Raw genomic sequence first — 16,856 nt, forward strand, 5'->3', positions numbered from 1 at the left:
TCCCATTCGCGCATGGGCAATGTTGTGGCCGTATCAGCCATAGCTTGATTAATGGTCCGGACGTCTTTGGGGGACGGCATCGTGCCAATTCGCAGGAATCTTGCCGCCAATCCGAGACGGCTGGTCAGCGGCCACGCGTCGGTGAGCGCCGTTTGCCGCGGACTGGGCATGAACCGCTTGCAGTTCGAGCGTTACCTGCAAGTCGGCAGGATCAGCCTGCGGCAGGCGATGCGGATGTGCGGCGTCGTCAGCCTCGACGATACGCGCCTCGACCAGCTTGTGGCCAGCCTAGCGCGCGAACGCTAGAGTGGTCGAGGCCAATGACGATTTGGCCGGGCCAGCAAGAGGATCGCGATGCTCAACACGGTCGACTATGGCGGCAAGGAAGCCGATATTGTCCATGCGCTGGAGGAAGACATCATCTTTGGCCGGCTGGCGCCCGGCACGCGCCTGGTCGAGGACGTGCTGCTGGCCCGCTTCCCGGTCTCGCGCCACACCATCCGCCAGGCCCTCTATCAACTCGAAAGGCTTGGCATCGCCACGCGCGAGCGCAACAAGGGTGCCACGGTGCGCCGGCTCGCCCCCGAGGAAGTCCGCCAGATCTACGAGGTGCGCGAGATGCTGCAGCGCCAGGCCGCGCTGATGATCCGGCTGCCGGCGAGCGAGGCGCTGATCGCCGAGTTGGCTGAGATCCACCGCGTCTACAGCGCCCATGTCGACGCCGGCTACCTCAGAGGCATCCATGAGGCCAACGACCGCTTCCACCTCACCATGTTCTCGGCCTGCGGCAACGCCTATCTGGTGTCCTCCATCGAGCACTACATGCGCCTCAGCCTGCCGGTACGGGCGAATTCGCTGGCCGACCGCGACAAGCTCGAAATCTCGCGCCAGCATCATCTGATGATGATCGAGGCGCTGAAGCGCAGCGACAATTGGGTGCTGGCGCAGCTCTGCGTCGATCACCTGCAGCCAAGCAAGGCGTTTTATCTCAGGGAGGTCGAGGTGGGCCCGGTGGGCCGCGACGCCGGCTGAGACGCGCAACCCGCCGCTCCCCTGAAGCGGCGAAGAGATTCGGGCTCGGCCCGGCGATACTATCTGACCTTCACGACCACCTTGCCCTTGGCGCGCCCCGTCTCGACATAAGCCAGCGCCTCGTTGGTTTTCTCGAACGGGAAAACCTGATCCACGACGGGGCGTATGACACCGGATTGGATGAGCGATGCGATCCTGCTCAGTTGCTCGCCCTGCGCCCACATGAACAGGAACGAATATTCGACACCGGCGCGTCTGGCCTTGCGGCGTATGCCGCGGCTCAGCAGGCGCAGCACCAGCTTCAGGACGATGTTGAGACCTTTGTCCCTGGCAAATTCGGGATCCGGCGGACCGGAGATGGAGATGAGTTTACCGCCCGGCTTCAGCACATGCAGGGATTTTTCCAGCGTCTTGGCGTCCTGGCTGTTCAGGACGAGGTCGTAGCCGTGCAGGATCTTTTCGAAATCGTCCTTCTTGTAGTCGATGACGATATCGGCGCCGAGGCCTCTCAACAGATCGGCGCTCGCGGCGCCGGCCGTCGTTGCGACGGTGGCGCCGAGATGCTTTGCCAATTGGATGGCGGCGGTCCCGACGCCGCCGGAACCGGCCTGGATGAACACCTTCTGGCCCTTCGTCAGCCCTGCCCTTTCGACAAGCACCTGCCAGGCGGTAAGAGCGACCAGCGGAATGGAAGCGGCCTCCTCCATGCTGAGATTGTCCGGCTTCAACGCCACGTCGGCTTCGTCCACGGCGATGAACTCGGCGAATGTCCCGATGCGGCCGTCGCGCGGCCGCGAAAAGACCTCGTCACCAGCCTTGAATTTGCGGACCTTGGATCCGACCCGCATGACGACCCCTGCCACGTCATGGCCCAGGATGAAGGGCGGGCGATAGGGCAATATCAGCTTGAACTCCCCGTCCCGTAGCTTGGAATCAAAAAGGTTCACTCCGGAGGCGTGGACCTCGATCAGGACATCGTTGTCCCCCACATCAGGCTGCGGCATCTCGGCGAGCCGCAACGCTCCCTTCTTTTGATATTTGTCGACGACGAAGGCTTTCATCATGTTCGCTTTCTGAAAATCGTTTGTTTAGGCAGGCAAGCGGAACTGCTTGCGCAACGTCTTGTCGAACATCCCGGCGGGCGCGAAGCGACGCAACAGGTTGACCAGCCGCGCCGTCTTGCCGGCGGTGTAGCGCCGGCGCTGATGTTTGTTGGTCGCCGCCTTGAGAACCACATTTGCCACCACTTCCGGCGGGTCCGCCTTGCGCATCACGTCGCGAAGCAATGCGTCTACCCCGGCTCGCGCCTGATCATATTCCTTCATGACCGAATCGGGCTCGAACCCATTCTGGTCGAAAACGGTGCGCACGAATGCCGGCGCGATGACCGAGACGCGAATATTGAAGGCACGGATCTCATGATCGAGCGATTCCGAATAACCTTCGAGCGCGTGCTTGACTGCGGAGTAATGCGCCGAATATGGCGCGGGTACCACTCCCAGGATCGAGCCGATATTTATGATGCGTCCTACGCCCTGCCGCCGCATCGACGGCAACACCGCATTGGTCACGCGCATGACGCCGAACAGATTGACGTCGAACAGCGCCTGCACCTGGGAAACCGAGGATTCTTCGGCTCCTCCAAGCATGCCGACGCCGGCATTGTTGACCAGCAGATCGATGCGGCCGGTCTGCGCGTGGATGGTTGAAACGAGTGCATCGATGGCCATATCGTCGGTCACATCGCAAACCAGCATGGTCACTCCTTTCGGGCTGTCGCCGAGCTTGCGGCGGCTTGTGCCGAACACGGTAAATCCCGCTCGCGCCAACGCTTCCGCGCTGGCGCGGCCGATACCCGAGGAGGCTCCCGTGACGAGCGCCGTCTTTCCCGAATTCCTGTTCATTTGGGGCTCCAAAATCATGAGGGGCTATCTTTTTCGCTCCATTAGAATTATGATCGTACTATCATATTACATCCATAATGCAATAGAAGAAAGGAACCGCAGCCATGCGCTATGAAAAAGGCCGGAAGGACGCCTCGCGCGGCCGGATCATTGAGGTGGCCGCCAACCGTTTTCGCGGTGACGGTATCGCTGCGTCGGGGCTGGCAACCATCATGAAAGACGCCGGCTTGACCAACGGGGCCTTCTACCCGCACTTTCAATCCAAGGCGGCGCTTGTCCGTGAAACCGTGGCAGCGGCCCTGGAGGATCAGTCGGACCAGATCCGCGAAGCTTTGGCTGCCGGCGGCCTGGATATGGCCATCGACGCCTATCTGTCGACGGCACACCGGGACAATCCGGGACAGGGCTGCGCGTCTGCCGCATTGTTGCCGGAGATCGCACGCGAGCCTTCCGAAACACGCCAACTCTATACCGAGCGCTTGCTGACCCTGGTGCGCCAGGTCGCGGCGGAACTGCCGCCGCGGACCCGGAACCCGGAAAGCGTTGCGCTGGGCATCTTTGCGACCCTTATCGGCACCCTTCAGATGGCCCGCGCCGTGGACGGAACGGACCTCTCGGAACGCATCCTGGCGGCAGGGGCAAGCGCGGCACGCACGCTGATCCAGGGGGATAACGAGGCTTCCTCGCTCGGGCACTGAAACTTTCCGCAAGCGGGCCTCGTTGCTGCGCAATCGCCTCCCGAGGCGATGACAAGACCCTCCAATCAATGCCTCGCTGGCTGCGCCCGCGAGGCCTTTTTTGTGCGGCGACGAGACCCGTCCTGCGGGAACCGGCACCATCCGCGAACCGCGAAGTTATCCAGAGGGCCAGGCGCCTGGCCGTCCAGCGGTACCGGCGATGCGCCGCGACGGAGAAGGCTGCCAAAAACCAAGCAACCGCCTGTACGCCGTGGCTACCGCTCAATATCGCAAAGGTTTCAAGGTTCTCCGGAACATATTTGGGCGAAGTTTGGAATTTTGGTCTGATAAACCGGAACTTTCGGGCAAACCGTTTCGTTTAAATCTTGATCGTTGCTTCGACGGTCACAAAGCAACAGGGAAGGACCCAGTCATGAACATCAAGATGATTTGCCTTGGCGCCATGGCGCTTTCGATGGCCACCGGTTCGGCTCTCGCGGGATCCAACACGGGAACATCCGCTCTCGACGATCCTGCCAAGATGAAGCCGTTCTACACGGACTCCGGCATGAAGACGATGGTCGGCAATGATGACTTCGTGAAAGCATGGAAGGCCCTCACGCCTGAAGACCAGACCGCCATGAAGACCGCTTGCGCCGACGAGTCCAAGAACGCCAACCCAACCAACACGCATCCGGAATTCTGCAGTAGCGTGAAATTGAACGGCGGCAGTTGATAAGGCGTTGGCGCCGTAGGCATGGAACAGCCCCGTTCGCGGGGCTGTTTTCGTGACTGCCGTGCTTTGCCTTGCCGTCACCGCCGCTTTGGCCCCGACACAACTGCTCATTCTGCCTCGACTCCAGGCGCCTGCCGCCAGTCCTTATCGTCGACCGACACATTTCCCGCGGCTTCATGAAGAGGAAAAAACAGCGTCCTTGCTCTGGCCATGTTGCACTGCGGAATATATGCTGCATTGCAATATCGGCTACCCGGCGGACGATGACGGCTGGGCGCAAACGAAGGAGGTGTCGTGGCGGCATCGTTTCGGCCTGACATACAGGGCTTGCGCGCGCTGGCGGTTGGCGGCGTCGTCGCCTACCATTTTGGCGTCACGGCACTGCCCGGCGGCTTTGCCGGGGTCGACATCTTCTTTGTCATCTCCGGCTGGCTGATCACCACGCATCTGATGCAGGAGATCACCGAGACCGGCCGGCTCGACCTCTGGCGCTTCTATGCCAGGCGAGCACGGCGCCTTCTGCCGGCCGCCATCTTCGTCATCCTGGCCACGCTCGCCGTCGGCACCTTCATCATGGCGCCGCGGGAACAGGCGCTCTATTCGCGCGGCGCCATGTATGCCGCGGCCTACACCATCAATCTGTGGCTGCTGCGCTGGTCGTTCGACTATTTCGCCGCCGATTCCTTGAGCAATCCCTTCATCCACTTCTGGTCGCTGTCGGTGGAGGAGCAGTTCTATCTCGTCTGGCCGGCACTGCTTGTCTTCGCCGCCTGGCTGCATCGGGGCCGGCGCATGACGGTGGTCGTGATCGGCGCCGTCGGCCTCGCCTCCTTCGCGGCTTGTCTGTGGTTCACCAGCCTCTCGCCGGCCTGGGCCTTCTACTTCTCGCCGCTGCGGGCCTGGGAATTCGCCGCCGGCGGCCTGGCGACCTTTGCCACGCCAATCTTGTGGCGGCATCAGTTCTGGCTGCGGGCGGCACAGGGGTGGCTGGGCCTGGCCCTGATCGCCGTCGCCTATCTCTGTTTGAGCGAAAACCTGCCTTTCCCCGGCTGGTACGCGCTGCTGCCGGTTGCCGGCTCCGTGCTGGTGCTGTTGAGCGGCGCCGGCGAGCAGGGCGATGCCCCGGCCAAGACTCGCTGGCAGGCCTTGGCGCCCGCCGCCATGCTCTCGCTGGCGCCCTTGCAGTGGGTCGGCACGCTCTCCTATTCGCTCTATCTCTGGCATTGGCCCGTCATCGTCTATGCCGCCATGCTGCACCCCGACCTCGGCGTGGCGCAGCGTATCGGCTGCGCCGTGCTGGCGCTGGCGCTGTCGGCGGCCACCTACCGGCTGATCGAAAACCCCGCGCGGCGCGGCGACTGGCTGGCGGCGACAGCCAGGGCCTTTCGCTTCGACGCCAGCCCGGCCGCAAGACCGCTTCGGCTATTACCGGGGCTTGCCCTCGCCCCGGCCCTCGTGCTGACCGCCGCCGGCGTGGCTGCGGCCTACGCCAACGCGCATCTGGCCACCCGCAACATCGACCCGACCCAGCGCGGCATCGAAGAGGCCGCCGAACAGCCGTCCATCGCGCGCGCCGTCGACAAGGACTGCCTGCTCGATTTTCACACTGTGGAGCCGAAACCTTGCACCTTCGGGCCGGCCGACGCCGCCCACACCATCGTGCTGTTCGGCGATTCGCATGCCGACCACTGGTCGACGCCGCTGGTCGAGGCGGCAAAACGCAACGACACCAAAGTGGTCACCTACCTCAAATCCTCGTGCCGCGCTTCGCGGCTGTCGACCTTCAATGCCGTGCTCAAACGCGACTACACCGAATGCGACGCCTGGCGCGAACAGGCGATTTCAGACATTATCCGCGGCAAGCCGCGCCTGGTGGTGATCTCGGAATTCTCGATCGGCAATCTGACGCGCGACATGTCCGCCGCAAGCCGCGACGCCGAGATAGCTCGCTGGCAGGCCGGCCTGCGCTCTACCTTGGAGGCCTTCAGCCAGGCCGGCGTCGAGACCGCCGTGATCCGCGACACGCCGATCGGCGACAGCTTCGCGGACGCCTGCGTCGCCCGCGCGCTGTGGTGGCGCGAGGCGCCGTCGCTGTGCGACACACCGAGGGCCGAGGCCGCCAATGACGACGTGGCCGCCGCCGAGCGCGCGGTGGTGAAAAGCATCCCAGACACGCTCTATATCGACCTCACCGACCGCTTCTGCGGCCCGACCGAATGCCACGTCTTCATCGACGGCAAACTCGCCTTCCGCGACAGGCATCATCTGGCGACGGCCTTTGCCGAGACACTGGCAGGACCGCTGGAAAAGGCGCTGTTTAGAGGGAGTTAGACTTTCCTTGCCCTTGTGGGAGAAGGAAGAAACGCTCGCTTACCCTGCCCCCGCCAGTTCCGCCATATACCGCTCCAACGTGACCTTCCCACGCTCCGGCCTAGTCGGCGGATCATAGGTGTCATCAACCGTCACCTCCGTCATGCGCGCGTAGGATTGTGCCGCTTTCGGCGAAAACCCCATGCTCTCGAACGTCTCAGCCCAATGTTCGCGAGGCACGCACCTCCTTGCCGAGCGCCCCGCCAAAAGCGGCGGCGACATCCCTGGCCGTGTAGCGCGACGGCCCTTCGACGTGATGCAGGCCGTTCTTTTCCGGCGGCTCCGTAAGCAAGCGCGCCGCCGCTTCGCCGAGGTCGCGTGGCGCCACCATCGGCAGTTCGAAATCCGCCGGGAAGAGCGTGTTGACGATGCCCTCACGCCTGGCGGTCTCCAGGGAGGCATCCCAATTGCTCATGTAATAGGCCGCGCGGATGATGCTGGCCGGAATGGCCTGGCTATGCAGTTTTTCTTCCAGCCCATGCAGTACGGTGAGGTCGCCGGCCCGTTCGCCCGCATGCGCGCCATAGGCCGATTCCGCCACGACCTTCTCCAGTCCCGAACTGTCCAGCGCCGCAATGATGGCGTCCACGGTCCTGCGCTCCTCGGCATCCGTGTCGGTCGAAGGATCGGCCGGCGGATTGAGCAGGAACGCCCGTGTGCCACGCCTGAACACCCCGCGCAGCGCCTCGACATCGAGCACATCAGCCACCGCCACCTCCGCGCCCTGCGCGGCCAGAGGCGCCGCCTTGGCCTTGTCGCGCGTCACCACCGTGACCGGCTCGCCTTGCCGCAGGAGCGCTACCGTCGCTGCCGAGCCGACATGCCCGGTGCCGCCAAGAATGATGTGCATGGTCCAATCTCCCTTGCTGGTTGCATCCAGGGGAAATGGACGGCGGCGACCAAGGTTCAAAACGCCCCTCGCCATGCTGACAGGTATGGCCAGGGCGGCATCGCCCGGCAGGTCCTTTGGCGCCACGGCAACCAGCTCGAACGATCGATTCATCGATTTATGGGAACAGGGCCGTGGCTGCAGCGTTTATTAGACACACCTTAAGAAGGAGGTTGTCATGAAAAAGCTCTTGATTGCATCCGTGATCGCGATCGCTTCGGCGGTGGCGGTGATCGCTCCGGCAAGTGCCGCCAGTATTACGCTCGGCATCGGGAACGGCTATGATGACGACTACTACGTTCCCAGACATCGCGACTATTACCGTCACTACTCCGACGATGGCGCCTATTACGGTGGCTACTCCGACGATGGCGCCTATTACCGCCGTCACCACTATCGTTATGGCGTCTACGACGACGGTTACCGGCCGCGCTACTACGGCATGTACCATCGCCGCTGCCACACCGAGTTGGTGAAGCATTGGCGTCACCACCACCGTGTCATCGAGACAGTGCGCGTCTGCGGCTATTGACCTTGGGATATATCCCGGCCGGCGTAAGCCGGCCGGTGGCTTGCTAACGGACGGATAAAAGAGCGTGCTTCAAGATCAGTGCACGCCGCGAACCGCTTTCCGTGGTGAGCATAGAACGCCGGATGTGGCATCAATCGCCGCGCAACAACGCCTCCGCGTAGCGGCCATTGGTGATGAAAGGCCCGGCGCCGGAAATTCGAGATAGTCGGCCGCGTAGGCATAATGGTGTCAGACCGTTCAGGATCCGGTACGACATGGTCACACGCGCTTAGGCAATATAGGCTCGGCCGCCATTGCGCTGCGGCTCACGTAAAGAGCACCCAATCGCCGACAACGTTTCGGGCCGCTTGCCAGGCTCAACGTCGAAACGGCTTTCACGATTCCCAGGCACTGCTTGGTATTGGGCTTAGCGAGCTTTCAAGCTTCGGGCGAGATGACTCCCTCCATCAATGCTTGCGCCTCTGGCCCTTCACTTTCGCGGCAAAACGCAACACCATCTTCCCGAATCATGAGACGATGAAAAGTGGACACCCTCTCTACCACCGAACGAAGCGAACGGATGGCGCGTATCCATGGCAGGGATACGAAGCCGGAGATGGTCGTGCGCCGGCTACTCCACGGGATGGGCTATCGTTACCGGCTCCACCGTGGCGACCTGCCTGGAAAACCGGACATTGTTTTTGGAAAACGCAAAAAAGCGATTTTCATTCATGGCTGCTTTTGGCATCGTCACGACGATCCGGCGTGCACGCTCGCCCGTCTTCCAAAGTCCCGGTTGGACTTCTGGGGACCAAAATTGTCGGCAAACGCGAAGCGCGACGCTCTCAAACAGGATGCACTGAAGCGGCTCGGCTGGAACGTACTGGTTGTCTGGGAATGCGAATTCCGGCAGGGTGAACAATTAGAGAACAAGCTGCGTCAATTCGTGGGGGAATAGCATGAAGTCGATCGAGCTGTTCGCAGGCGCCGGCGGGCTTGGCATGGGTGTGAGCCGTGCCGGCTTCACGCCGGAAGCCGTAATTGAGTGGGACCGATGGTGCTGCGATACCATTCGAGAAAACCGGACTGATGGCCTCGGCCTGGTCGGCGACTGGCCGGAGCCCATCGAGGGCGATGTCCGCAGCGTCGATTTTCGGGCGCACGAGGGCAAGATCGATCTGGTGACAGGCGGCCCGCCCTGCCAGCCATTCTCGCTGGGCGGCAAGCATCGCGCCCATCTGGATTCGCGTGATATGTGGCCGGAAGCAGTCCGCGCGGTCCGCGAAACCAAGCCACGCGCCTTCATCTTCGAGAATGTAAAAGGGCTGACCCGCGAAACCTTCGCGACGTATTTTTCGCACATCGTACTGCAAATGACGTACCCCGAGTTGGTCGCCGAATCCGACGAGGGTTGGGAAAGCCACCTGCGGCGGCTCGAGAAGCATCATACTGGCCGTCGCGGACCAAGAGGCCTCGAATATCGGGTCGTTCCACGTTCGTTGAACGCGGCGAATTACGGGATTCCGCAGCGTCGGGAGCGCGTGATTTTCGTGGGCTTTCGAGCCGACCTCGACATCAAATGGGCTTTTCCATTGGAAACGCACTCTCTGGAGGCCTTGCTGTGGGATCAGGAAAACGGGGACTACTGGGACCGACATAAAGTCCGCAATGCTGATCGCAAGGTTGGGGACAGGCATTCCGAGCGCGCGGCGCGGCTCGACGTCAAACCAAAAACCGCACCATGGCGGACAACGCGAGATGCGATTGGCGATCTGCCCGATCCCGAGCACGAGTCGCGAAAAGCCGCGAACCATAACAATCACCGGTTCCAACCTGGGGCGCGATCCTACCCCGGACATACTGGGAGCCCGCTCGACGAACCGGCCAAGACCTTGAAAGCAGGTGTCCATGGCGTTCCGGGCGGCGAGAACATGCTGCTGCGGCCGGATGGTAGCGTGCGATACTTTACCGTGCGCGAAAGCGCTCGCTTGCAGACATTCCCGGATAATTTCCGCTTCCACGGCGCATGGTCCGAAACCATGCGTCAGCTCGGCAATGCCGTCCCGGTGGAACTGGCGAACATCATCGCGCGCAGCGTGAAACGCCATCTTACGTTGGGGGGATCGGACTTCCTGAAATGAAGGCTTATGTGTTGGGGGCAGCGTGACTGAAGATGTTTATAATCCGCTGGATAAACTGAACCTTGCCCGTAGCATCGAATTTGAACTGCTAACGCGCGAGCCTGGACCGCTGTCTTCGGTCGATCATATTCCTGGTGCGGGTGTGTACGTCATCTATTATTCCGGCAGCTTGCCTATTTATGCCCCGATTGCCGAAGGCAATAAAGGCGGCACCTTTAGCCGGCCGATCTATGTAGGCAAGGCTATTCCCAAAGGCGGAAGAAAAGGTGGCCTTCGGAGAGACTTCTCGCCAACTGGCAACGCACTCGCAAGTCGTCTCCGTCAGCATGCAGCGTCGATCGACGAAGCGATCAATCTCAACCTCGCTGATTTTTCCCTCCGTCATCTTGTGGTGGACGACATTTGGATTCCTTTAGGCGAAAACATGCTCATTGAGACGTTTCAGCCGACCTGGAATCGTGCAATCGATGGTTTCGGGAACAAGGACCCGGGCCGTAGACGAGCCAACCAATACAAGTCTCCTTGGGATGTGCTTCATCCCGGGCGACGCTTCGCCAACAAATTAGGTGATGGCGGAATGACAACAGAATTCCTGGAGCAACGCGTAGCGGACTACCTAGCGGGCCGCCCACTGGCTAGATTGCCAAAGGTGATCGCCGACCAGCAGGACGAAGAAACGAAAGAAACCGAGGAGAGCGCGGACGAAGCGTAGATCAGTGCTATCGACCCGCTCGGCGGAAGACCGAGACGACGGGCTGTACCGTAGCTCTTCCCCGGTGATTTGCCGTTTAGAATGGAGCTGCCCTAGCGCCCCATCATCATCCCATAATGCACGGCCAGCAGATCGAGCCCTACCTTCAACAGCTTCGTCACCACGTCGCGCCCTTCGCCATCCTGTTCGGCCACGGTCTTCACCGGCTGTTCCAGGCACACGACATTCCGCACGATTGCCGCCACGTCCCAATGCCCGAGCGCCCGTGTCGCGGCGGCGTGCGCGCGGCCGGCGTTGAGCACGCTGTCGGCGATGCCGCCGCCGAGGCGCCCACCGTCGACGCGCTCCGTCCAGCGCATCGGCTTGATATCGGCCTGCTGGCTGCACCGGAAGTGCTCGCGGTAGCGCATGCCGGCCTCGCGCTGCTGGCGGGTCAGCGAGGTGATGCCCAGCAGCGGGTCGACATTGCGCACCCGCACGATGCCGCCGGTGGAAGTGTGGCCGTCATTCGACACCTCGTAGACGCGCCGTGCCTCGGCCGTTCCCGATGTCAGCCGCTTGCGGCCGAAGGCATCGTCCTTCAGCGCGAAATCATGGCCGACCTCGCGGCGGATGCGCACCTGCTCGGCCTCGCCTCTCGGCAGTTTCGGCGCTTGCGGCCTGGCGGCCTTGGTTTTCTTGGGCATGGGTGGCTCCTTGGTTGTGTTCGAGTGGTGGCCTTGCAGAACCTGGGTTCCTCGCCTGGCAAAGCGTGGGAGAGGTGGCCGCGAAGCGGACCGAGCGGGGCAGCGCCGACAGTCGAAAGTTGCCTCTTCAGGGGTGCGCATTGCGATGCTCATTCTCAGTCGGCTCTGGCGTGGCCTCCTCTCCGTCCCGGCTTCGCCGGGCCACCTCTCCCCCGCTTCGCGGAGGCGAGGAAACCAGGCCGGCGCGCCTCCGCGCCAGCAACTCCCGCATCACCCGCCGCTCGCGCACTTCTATGCAGAGCTGCGCGCTCGAAGGGCAGAACTGCGCGTTGCCGCTCCTCACCTCGCCGCGCACGAAGCGCTGGATGGCGGCCTGCAGGTCGCCCAGCTCTGCATCCCTGATCGCGCCGAGGTAGCCGCGCAGTTGCATCTCGACGTCAGTCAGGGCGGATTGCGGGAAGCAGGAGAACATTGCCGCCAGCGCCTTCGTTGCCTGCTGCAGTTCGGCCGTGGTCATATCCGCGGATCTCCTCGATGATGGCGTTGGCGGCGTCTCCGTGGGTTTTCGGCCTGGTCCAGCCCAGCGGCATTTTGAGCCGGCCCTGGCCCTGCGATCTCGAAGCCGCCTCGCGGCCCCCAATCGAAATCCCCGGTCTTTCGCGCCCCTCGCGCGCTGAAAAAGCGGAAGCTTTTTCCATCTGGTTTCTGGACTCTGGAGAATGCCGCGTCAAAACATCGGCATTTGCTTGGACACGCGCCTTTGTTTTCAAGGCGGTGGCGGCTCCGCCGCGCGCGCCGGCGGCCGCTCTCGCCTCGCACTTGAGCCGCGCCTTGCACAGCTCCTTCGTCAGTCTCTTGTGTCCGATCTCGTCGCCCTCGCGCTCGAAGAAGGCGAGCAGCTCGGCGCTGATCGCCCGCCATCGCTTCAATGGCAGGCGGGCCACGCGCGCCAGCCTGGCGTCGTCCTCGGGCAGGCTTCCCCCGGCGTTCCACATCGCCATCAGCAGCAGCATGTAGGCGCCGATCTGCTCGGTCGAGAGTTGCAGCGTGTCGCCGACGAAATCGGAGACGTAGAGCTGCATGAAGGGCCGTTCGCTCATGCCGCGCACCACCTTGTTCCTACAGCCGCGCTAATGGAACCCGCCGCCGGTCCGGACGTTGTGACGCGTCCATGCCCAAGGGAGGATTGCCCATGACGGCTTTCATGCCGGTGACCCTGCGTTTCTGCGACAACAAGACCATGCTGGTCGGCTCGGTGGCCGAGGCGGCGACGGCGCTTCGTCACCAATGGCCCGACAAAACCGCGCCGGGCTACCTCGAGGCGGCACGGCTCGTCCGGCTCGCGGTCGAGGGTACTTGCTGTCCGCGCCCCGCCTTCGAGGCCTTCCGCGAGGCGGCCAGGCAACAAGGCATATTGGTGGCCAAGCCAAGAAGCCGCGCGCATGAGTGGCTCGACGCGGCGGCGAGCCCCTGAGACGGCCGCGATGCAACCGGCGGCAGGCCTTTTGCGTTTATGAGCGTCGGCTTGAAAGCCGGGCTTGGACCGAAGGTGAATGCCGTGGGTACGATGAAGACCGGAGTGCCGCTCAAAGTCTCCCTGGACGGCCATGTCGAGGAGATCGAGACTGTCAGCGAGGCCGCCGATTTCCTGCAGCGCTGGCCGATCGAGCGGCGGGGCCACGTCTATCGCAGCGCCCTCAACGCCTGCAGCGCCGCCATCGCGGCGCAGATCTCGCAATCCGATGCGATGAAAGTGTTCACCGGCTTTGCCCGCGTTGCCGGCATTCTGGTTGCGGGCGGCGGCCCGGCGACGATGCTGGAGCAACGGTCGGCGCAGCAGCCTAAACAAGGGCGCCAGATGCCGAAATAGCGGTGCGGCGCGATGGGCGTTCACAGTGATTCTCCCGAATTGGCGGCGATCGAAACTGGTGACGGCGGCGTTAGAAGCGCCTTTCTCTCCATTCAACGGGGAGAAGGGACCGAGCTTCACCCGGCTTCGCAAACAGGCCGGTGAAAGCGTGCCTGATGGTAGCTGCAGTAGCTTTTCATCGTCGTGGTGCGCATGCCGCAGCACAGCATGTCCTGGCCGGGCCGTCCCGCGGGCGCAACATTTTTGGCATCTTCCTCCAGCGCCAGGTCGAGCGGCGCGCGGCAGCGGGTGAACAGGCAGTCGATGAAGCGCATGGCCACGCCATGCGGCTGCCGGCCGATAGGACCGCGCGGCGACGCCGGCACCTTGAAGCGGTAGGTTTGCCCATCAGCAGTGAGCACGCCAGCCTCGCGCTGGAAAAGCCGTGGCCGCACGGGCGAAGGAGCCCGCTTCGGCCGCACGGCCGGTGTGCTCCCCGGCTGCGGGATGGCGCCGGCACGGCTCGTTGGGGGTTCCGCCTTGGCGGCTCGGCTCGCCGCCTTGGCCATCGCCGTGCCGGCTGCCGACAAGCCCCTGCCATTGGCGAAGCCGATCGCGCCCAGCATGGCGTTGCGATGGACGACGCCGATAATGGCGTTGCGCGATACTGGGCTGCCGCGCTGTGCGCTGAACGCCGCCGCGATCCTGGAGGCCGAAAGCCCATCCCCGAGCCAGGCGGCAATCGCCTGCAATTCGCTGTCACTGTAGCTTGCCATGTCCGTCTCCATTGCGCGGCCAGCGGCCGCCGTGGACGGCGCCGTCAGGCAAGCGTCTGGTTTGCCCCGCGGCCCCATGGGCGCTGTCGGGCTGGTCTGGCCTGTCGGCCGCTGGGATTGCTTCGGAACCGGCCGCTCAGCCCCGCCGGCCGACCGACGCGGCGGCGAAGCGCGCAAGCCGCGCCCGCCACGTCCCTATCGGGGGGCCGAACCCGCCCCGCCGGTCATCGGCTCGTACAGGATATACGGTGCCGTCCTGCGTGCGACAGGCAACACCCTCGGCCGGGTCGAAAGGGGAGCCGGAGCCGCGGGGAGCGGCTCCGGCCGTTCCGGCCGCCGGGAACGGGCGGACCGGACGCAAGGCCGATGCACCAAGGCAATCGGCTTCGCGCTTCGCCCCGGCCGGGGAGGAGGCGGCCGGGGCGGAATGGAAAGGGCAGTCCGGCATGCCGGCCTGGAGGCGCTGTCGACTCTGAGAGGGTTGAGCTTTCGCATGAGTTGATATAAGCATAACTCAAAAATTGATGCAAGCCATTCTTTCATGGACGAAAGCAGGACTTGCCGGTCACATGAGGCCATGGTGAAAACGCAACTGTCGATCAGGGTCGGGGCCGCGATCCGCCAGGCACGCAAGCAGCGTGGCCTGGTCATGCGCCACATAGCCGAGCACAACGAGACCGATGTGGCCGCCGTAGGCAACTGGGAAACCGGGCGCAACCTGCCTAAGACCGAGAACTTGCTGAAGACCGCCGCCTTCCTGCGCGTCGACCCCGTGGCGCTGGGCCAAGGACAGGTCGTCTTCCTCGACGATGTCGGCCCGGTGGCGGACGCCGAGATCGTCACCGACGCCGGCCCGCTGTCGGCCGGAGCGATGGACATTCCGGTGCTGGGCGCCGCCGTCGGCGGCGACGACGGCGACTTCACCTTGAACGGCGAGCCGGCAGGATACGTGCAGCGTCCGCCAGGGGTCCGCAACCTGCCGAGAGTATTCGCGCTCCATGTCCTCTCGGATTCCATGGTGCCGCGCTACGAACCCGGCGACATGATCTATTGCGGCGGCCGCGACGCGGTGCCGGGCGACCATGTGGTGATCGAGACCTTTCCGGACGAGAACGAGAAGAACGGCAAGGCCTTCATCAAGAAGCTGGTCCGGCGCACCGCGGGCGAGCTGGTGGTCGAGCAGTACAATCCGCCCAAGACGCTGACCTTCAACCGCTACGCCATCAAGCACGTCTGGCGGGTGATTCCGCTGAAGGAACTGCTGGGATACTAGACCGGGCCTGCGTGCCGTGGGCTATCGCCGGCGAGCCACGATAGCATTCAGCCTCAGGGACAACACCGTGCCGATCTTGCAAGTCTTTCGCGGAGGGCGAGACGTTGCCCTCTCCGACGAAGACAACGTCTGCTGACGACTTCGCCAGCCGCCGCCCCTCAAGCTCGCCTCGACCCCTCCAGCGGCACGTCGCGGCCGCTCAGCATGCGGGCTTCCGAGCGCACGCGCTGGCGCTCGTCGATGAAAGCCGCCTGGATCGAGATCGCCGTGCCAGGCAGCCCGTCGGCCCGGCAGGCCGAGCAGACGATGCGGCCCGACAGCGCGGCCAGCGGCGTGCTCCCGTTCACCCCGAAGCGCTTCAACTGATCGGGCCGCCACCACCTGTTGCGGCCGCAATCGGCGCACTCGACCGACAGCGAGGCAACCTGCGCGATCACTGCTTCCCTGCCTGGCAACGCCATCACTTCTCCGTCCTTTTGTTCCTGATTTGTTCATATCTTCCCGTGTTTCGAAGCAGGAGTCGAGTCGCGGTTTCCAAACTCTTCCAAAAGTCTCCCTTCTATGTCTGTAAGAGTTATGCTTACATGTCACTCGCAAATATGAGTCGGCGCCCGGATCACCTCGCGCCACATCCGGGAGCAAGGATGGATGCCACCAATTTCGCCCGCGCCTGCGGTTACACCGGCGATAGCCCCGCCTTGCTCTTAGCCTTCGAGGCGATCCGACGCACCGGCATCGCGCAGGCCCGCCTGGATCATTTCAGGCGCAAGGCCGTCATCGATGAGTTGAAGCAGGCGGAGCCGCTGTTCCTGGCCATGATCGGCCCGGCGCTGTCGGCGCACGAAGCCGTCGAGGATGCAGTCCGTTTCATCGCCGGCTGGCGCAACATGCCGCGCTGGCGCCAGGAACGACGACTGGCCGATCTCGCCAGGGCGAAGCAGCAGCGGCTCGTGGCGCGCTTCTTCCGCCGTTTCGGCCATCGTCTTTGGGCACTTGAGGCAGCCTGAGGCCCGAGTACGGCTGGACCGAGCCATTCGCGGGTTCCAATCCCCGATTTGGTTTCTAGCTTGCGCCTGGGGTGGCTGTTCGTTCGACGCGCTTAATTTGGAATGTTCAAGACTGCCCGCTCAAGAGTCCAGACCTGGATAAGGGCCGGGGCGGGAACCATTGCCGCCTTGTCCGTCGCTGGCCTGATGGGGGCATTCGGCGCTCTGCCCGCCCATGGTCCACCACAATTGCCGCCAGACGGCAGCGCCGGCCGAACCGCTCGACGCGGCTGGTCACGCGCACATTGCCGCTC

The 16,856-nt window shown here is 63.5% G+C and carries 21 protein-coding genes; 13 read left to right on the forward strand and 8 right to left on the reverse strand.

From position 1 onward, the window contains the following. Window positions 1-81: 81 nt before the first annotated feature. Together AC3CB8_RS25350 and AC3CB8_RS25355 are read left to right on the forward strand one after the other, a co-directional pair. Window positions 82-306, forward strand: coding sequence for a hypothetical protein (locus AC3CB8_RS25350; RefSeq protein ID WP_435053023.1), 225 nt, complete (start codon window positions 82-84; stop codon window positions 304-306). A gap of 48 nt (window positions 307-354) precedes the next feature. Next, the gene (locus tag AC3CB8_RS25355; RefSeq protein ID WP_023794548.1) at window positions 355-1,032 is read left to right on the forward strand and encodes a GntR family transcriptional regulator; all 678 of its coding nucleotides are present in this window, start codon (window positions 355-357) and stop codon (window positions 1,030-1,032) included. Between the two features lie 59 nt (window positions 1,033-1,091). On the opposite strand, the gene AC3CB8_RS25360 is transcribed toward AC3CB8_RS25355, so the two are convergent. Together AC3CB8_RS25360 and AC3CB8_RS25365 are read right to left on the reverse strand one after the other, a co-directional pair. Next, window positions 1,092-2,093, reverse strand: a complete 1,002-nt coding sequence (locus AC3CB8_RS25360; RefSeq protein WP_023794547.1) for an NADP-dependent oxidoreductase — start codon at window positions 2,091-2,093, stop codon at window positions 1,092-1,094. Window positions 2,094-2,120: 27 nt separating this feature from the next. Beyond that, window positions 2,121-2,936 carry an oxidoreductase gene (locus tag AC3CB8_RS25365; protein ID WP_023794546.1) on the reverse strand — a complete coding sequence of 272 codons (816 nt, stop codon included), beginning with the start codon at window positions 2,934-2,936 and terminating at the stop codon, window positions 2,121-2,123. A 104-nt stretch (window positions 2,937-3,040) separates the two neighbouring features. On the opposite strand from AC3CB8_RS25365, the gene AC3CB8_RS25370 reads away from it, so the two are divergent. The 3 genes from AC3CB8_RS25370 (at window position 3,041) to AC3CB8_RS25380 (ending at window position 6,680) form a co-directional block, all read left to right on the forward strand. After that, window positions 3,041-3,634 (forward strand): TetR/AcrR family transcriptional regulator, encoded by a 594-nt coding sequence (locus AC3CB8_RS25370; RefSeq protein ID WP_352563563.1) that lies wholly within the window; start codon window positions 3,041-3,043, stop codon window positions 3,632-3,634. A 412-nt stretch (window positions 3,635-4,046) separates the two neighbouring features. Then, window positions 4,047-4,349, forward strand: a complete 303-nt coding sequence (locus AC3CB8_RS25375) for a hypothetical protein (protein WP_023774627.1) — start codon at window positions 4,047-4,049, stop codon at window positions 4,347-4,349. 294 nt (window positions 4,350-4,643) lie between these two features. Next, the gene (locus tag AC3CB8_RS25380; protein WP_023794541.1) at window positions 4,644-6,680 is read left to right on the forward strand and encodes an acyltransferase family protein; all 2,037 of its coding nucleotides are present in this window, start codon (window positions 4,644-4,646) and stop codon (window positions 6,678-6,680) included. Between the two features lie 196 nt (window positions 6,681-6,876). Here AC3CB8_RS25380 and AC3CB8_RS25385 read toward each other — a convergent pair whose 3' ends face one another. After that, a complete protein-coding gene (locus AC3CB8_RS25385; protein ID WP_352563562.1) occupies window positions 6,877-7,569 on the reverse strand; it encodes an NmrA family NAD(P)-binding protein in 693 nt (230 codons plus the stop codon). Window positions 7,570-7,786: 217 nt separating this feature from the next. Here AC3CB8_RS25385 and AC3CB8_RS25390 point away from each other — a divergent pair, with 217 nt between their 5' ends. From AC3CB8_RS25390 to AC3CB8_RS25405, 4 genes are all read left to right on the forward strand, one after another. After that, window positions 7,787-8,140: a hypothetical protein gene (locus AC3CB8_RS25390; protein WP_023774624.1), complete on the forward strand. Its 354-nt coding sequence runs from the start codon at window positions 7,787-7,789 to the stop codon at window positions 8,138-8,140. Between the two features lie 523 nt (window positions 8,141-8,663). Next, window positions 8,664-9,077, forward strand: a complete 414-nt coding sequence (locus tag AC3CB8_RS25395) for a very short patch repair endonuclease (RefSeq protein ID WP_352563561.1) — start codon at window positions 8,664-8,666, stop codon at window positions 9,075-9,077. 1 nt (window position 9,078) lies between these two features. Next, entirely contained in the window at window positions 9,079-10,260 is a 1,182-nt protein-coding gene (locus AC3CB8_RS25400) for a DNA cytosine methyltransferase (protein WP_023774622.1), read from the forward strand. Window positions 10,261-10,282: 22 nt separating this feature from the next. Beyond that, window positions 10,283-10,972 (forward strand): Eco29kI family restriction endonuclease, encoded by a 690-nt coding sequence (locus tag AC3CB8_RS25405; protein WP_352595331.1) that lies wholly within the window; start codon window positions 10,283-10,285, stop codon window positions 10,970-10,972. 92 nt (window positions 10,973-11,064) lie between these two features. Here the strand turns inward: AC3CB8_RS25405 and AC3CB8_RS25410 are convergent, their stop codons facing one another. From AC3CB8_RS25410 to AC3CB8_RS25420, 3 genes are all read right to left on the reverse strand, one after another. Beyond that, window positions 11,065-11,658: a DUF6456 domain-containing protein gene (locus AC3CB8_RS25410; protein ID WP_023794533.1), complete on the reverse strand. Its 594-nt coding sequence runs from the start codon at window positions 11,656-11,658 to the stop codon at window positions 11,065-11,067. Window positions 11,659-11,785: 127 nt separating this feature from the next. Further along, window positions 11,786-12,175 (reverse strand): hypothetical protein, encoded by a 390-nt coding sequence (locus AC3CB8_RS25415; RefSeq protein ID WP_352563559.1) that lies wholly within the window; start codon window positions 12,173-12,175, stop codon window positions 11,786-11,788. Further along, the gene (locus AC3CB8_RS25420) at window positions 12,096-12,758 is read right to left on the reverse strand and encodes a YdaU family protein (protein WP_023774617.1); all 663 of its coding nucleotides are present in this window, start codon (window positions 12,756-12,758) and stop codon (window positions 12,096-12,098) included. The genes AC3CB8_RS25415 and AC3CB8_RS25420 overlap by 80 nt, the downstream gene beginning before the upstream one ends. A 92-nt stretch (window positions 12,759-12,850) precedes the next feature. Here AC3CB8_RS25420 and AC3CB8_RS25425 point away from each other — a divergent pair, with 92 nt between their 5' ends. Together AC3CB8_RS25425 and AC3CB8_RS25430 are read left to right on the forward strand one after the other, a co-directional pair. Beyond that, window positions 12,851-13,132 carry a DUF982 domain-containing protein gene (locus tag AC3CB8_RS25425; protein WP_023774616.1) on the forward strand — a complete coding sequence of 94 codons (282 nt, stop codon included), beginning with the start codon at window positions 12,851-12,853 and terminating at the stop codon, window positions 13,130-13,132. A 93-nt stretch (window positions 13,133-13,225) separates the two neighbouring features. Continuing rightward, a complete protein-coding gene (locus AC3CB8_RS25430) occupies window positions 13,226-13,528 on the forward strand; it encodes a DUF982 domain-containing protein (protein WP_435053092.1) in 303 nt (100 codons plus the stop codon). 116 nt (window positions 13,529-13,644) lie between these two features. Here the strand turns inward: AC3CB8_RS25430 and AC3CB8_RS25435 are convergent, their stop codons facing one another. After that, a complete protein-coding gene (locus AC3CB8_RS25435; protein WP_352563557.1) occupies window positions 13,645-14,283 on the reverse strand; it encodes a GcrA cell cycle regulator in 639 nt (212 codons plus the stop codon). A 577-nt stretch (window positions 14,284-14,860) separates the two neighbouring features. Here AC3CB8_RS25435 and AC3CB8_RS25440 point away from each other — a divergent pair. Beyond that, entirely contained in the window at window positions 14,861-15,556 is a 696-nt protein-coding gene (locus tag AC3CB8_RS25440) for an XRE family transcriptional regulator (protein WP_023774613.1), read from the forward strand. A gap of 158 nt (window positions 15,557-15,714) precedes the next feature. On the opposite strand, the gene AC3CB8_RS25445 is transcribed toward AC3CB8_RS25440, so the two are convergent. After that, a complete protein-coding gene (locus AC3CB8_RS25445) occupies window positions 15,715-16,017 on the reverse strand; it encodes a hypothetical protein (protein WP_015316815.1) in 303 nt (100 codons plus the stop codon). Between the two features lie 183 nt (window positions 16,018-16,200). On the opposite strand from AC3CB8_RS25445, the gene AC3CB8_RS25450 reads away from it, so the two are divergent. Further along, complete coding sequence (locus AC3CB8_RS25450) at window positions 16,201-16,563, forward strand: hypothetical protein (protein WP_352563556.1); 363 nt, start codon at window positions 16,201-16,203, stop codon at window positions 16,561-16,563. Window positions 16,564-16,856 lie beyond the last annotated feature (293 nt).

The sequence above is a fragment of the Mesorhizobium sp. P160927 genome (assembly GCF_057766385.1).

What these genes read in the sequence shown, in the direction of transcription:
- AC3CB8_RS25370 (WP_352563563.1), top strand. Translation starts at nt 3,041, where the DNA reads ATGCGCTATGAAAAAGGCCGGAAGGACGCCTCGCGCGGCCGGATCATT.
- AC3CB8_RS25355 (WP_023794548.1), top strand. Translation starts at nt 355, where the DNA reads ATGCTCAACACGGTCGACTATGGCGGCAAGGAAGCCGATATTGTCCAT.
- AC3CB8_RS25385 (WP_352563562.1), bottom strand. Translation starts at nt 7,569, where the DNA reads ATGCACATCATTCTTGGCGGCACCGGGCATGTCGGCTCGGCAGCGACG.
- AC3CB8_RS25360 (WP_023794547.1), bottom strand. Translation starts at nt 2,093, where the DNA reads ATGAAAGCCTTCGTCGTCGACAAATATCAAAAGAAGGGAGCGTTGCGG.
- AC3CB8_RS25415 (WP_352563559.1), bottom strand. Translation starts at nt 12,175, where the DNA reads ATGACCACGGCCGAACTGCAGCAGGCAACGAAGGCGCTGGCGGCAATG.
- AC3CB8_RS25375 (WP_023774627.1), top strand. Translation starts at nt 4,047, where the DNA reads ATGAACATCAAGATGATTTGCCTTGGCGCCATGGCGCTTTCGATGGCC.
- AC3CB8_RS25390 (WP_023774624.1), top strand. Translation starts at nt 7,787, where the DNA reads ATGAAAAAGCTCTTGATTGCATCCGTGATCGCGATCGCTTCGGCGGTG.
- AC3CB8_RS25440 (WP_023774613.1), top strand. Translation starts at nt 14,861, where the DNA reads ATGGTGAAAACGCAACTGTCGATCAGGGTCGGGGCCGCGATCCGCCAG.
- AC3CB8_RS25420 (WP_023774617.1), bottom strand. Translation starts at nt 12,758, where the DNA reads ATGAGCGAACGGCCCTTCATGCAGCTCTACGTCTCCGATTTCGTCGGC.
- AC3CB8_RS25410 (WP_023794533.1), bottom strand. Translation starts at nt 11,658, where the DNA reads ATGCCCAAGAAAACCAAGGCCGCCAGGCCGCAAGCGCCGAAACTGCCG.
- AC3CB8_RS25400 (WP_023774622.1), top strand. Translation starts at nt 9,079, where the DNA reads ATGAAGTCGATCGAGCTGTTCGCAGGCGCCGGCGGGCTTGGCATGGGT.
- AC3CB8_RS25430 (WP_435053092.1), top strand. Translation starts at nt 13,226, where the DNA reads ATGAAGACCGGAGTGCCGCTCAAAGTCTCCCTGGACGGCCATGTCGAG.
- AC3CB8_RS25365 (WP_023794546.1), bottom strand. Translation starts at nt 2,936, where the DNA reads ATGAACAGGAATTCGGGAAAGACGGCGCTCGTCACGGGAGCCTCCTCG.
- AC3CB8_RS25450 (WP_352563556.1), top strand. Translation starts at nt 16,201, where the DNA reads ATGGATGCCACCAATTTCGCCCGCGCCTGCGGTTACACCGGCGATAGC.
- AC3CB8_RS25445 (WP_015316815.1), bottom strand. Translation starts at nt 16,017, where the DNA reads ATGGCGTTGCCAGGCAGGGAAGCAGTGATCGCGCAGGTTGCCTCGCTG.
- AC3CB8_RS25425 (WP_023774616.1), top strand. Translation starts at nt 12,851, where the DNA reads ATGACGGCTTTCATGCCGGTGACCCTGCGTTTCTGCGACAACAAGACC.
- AC3CB8_RS25435 (WP_352563557.1), bottom strand. Translation starts at nt 14,283, where the DNA reads ATGGCAAGCTACAGTGACAGCGAATTGCAGGCGATTGCCGCCTGGCTC.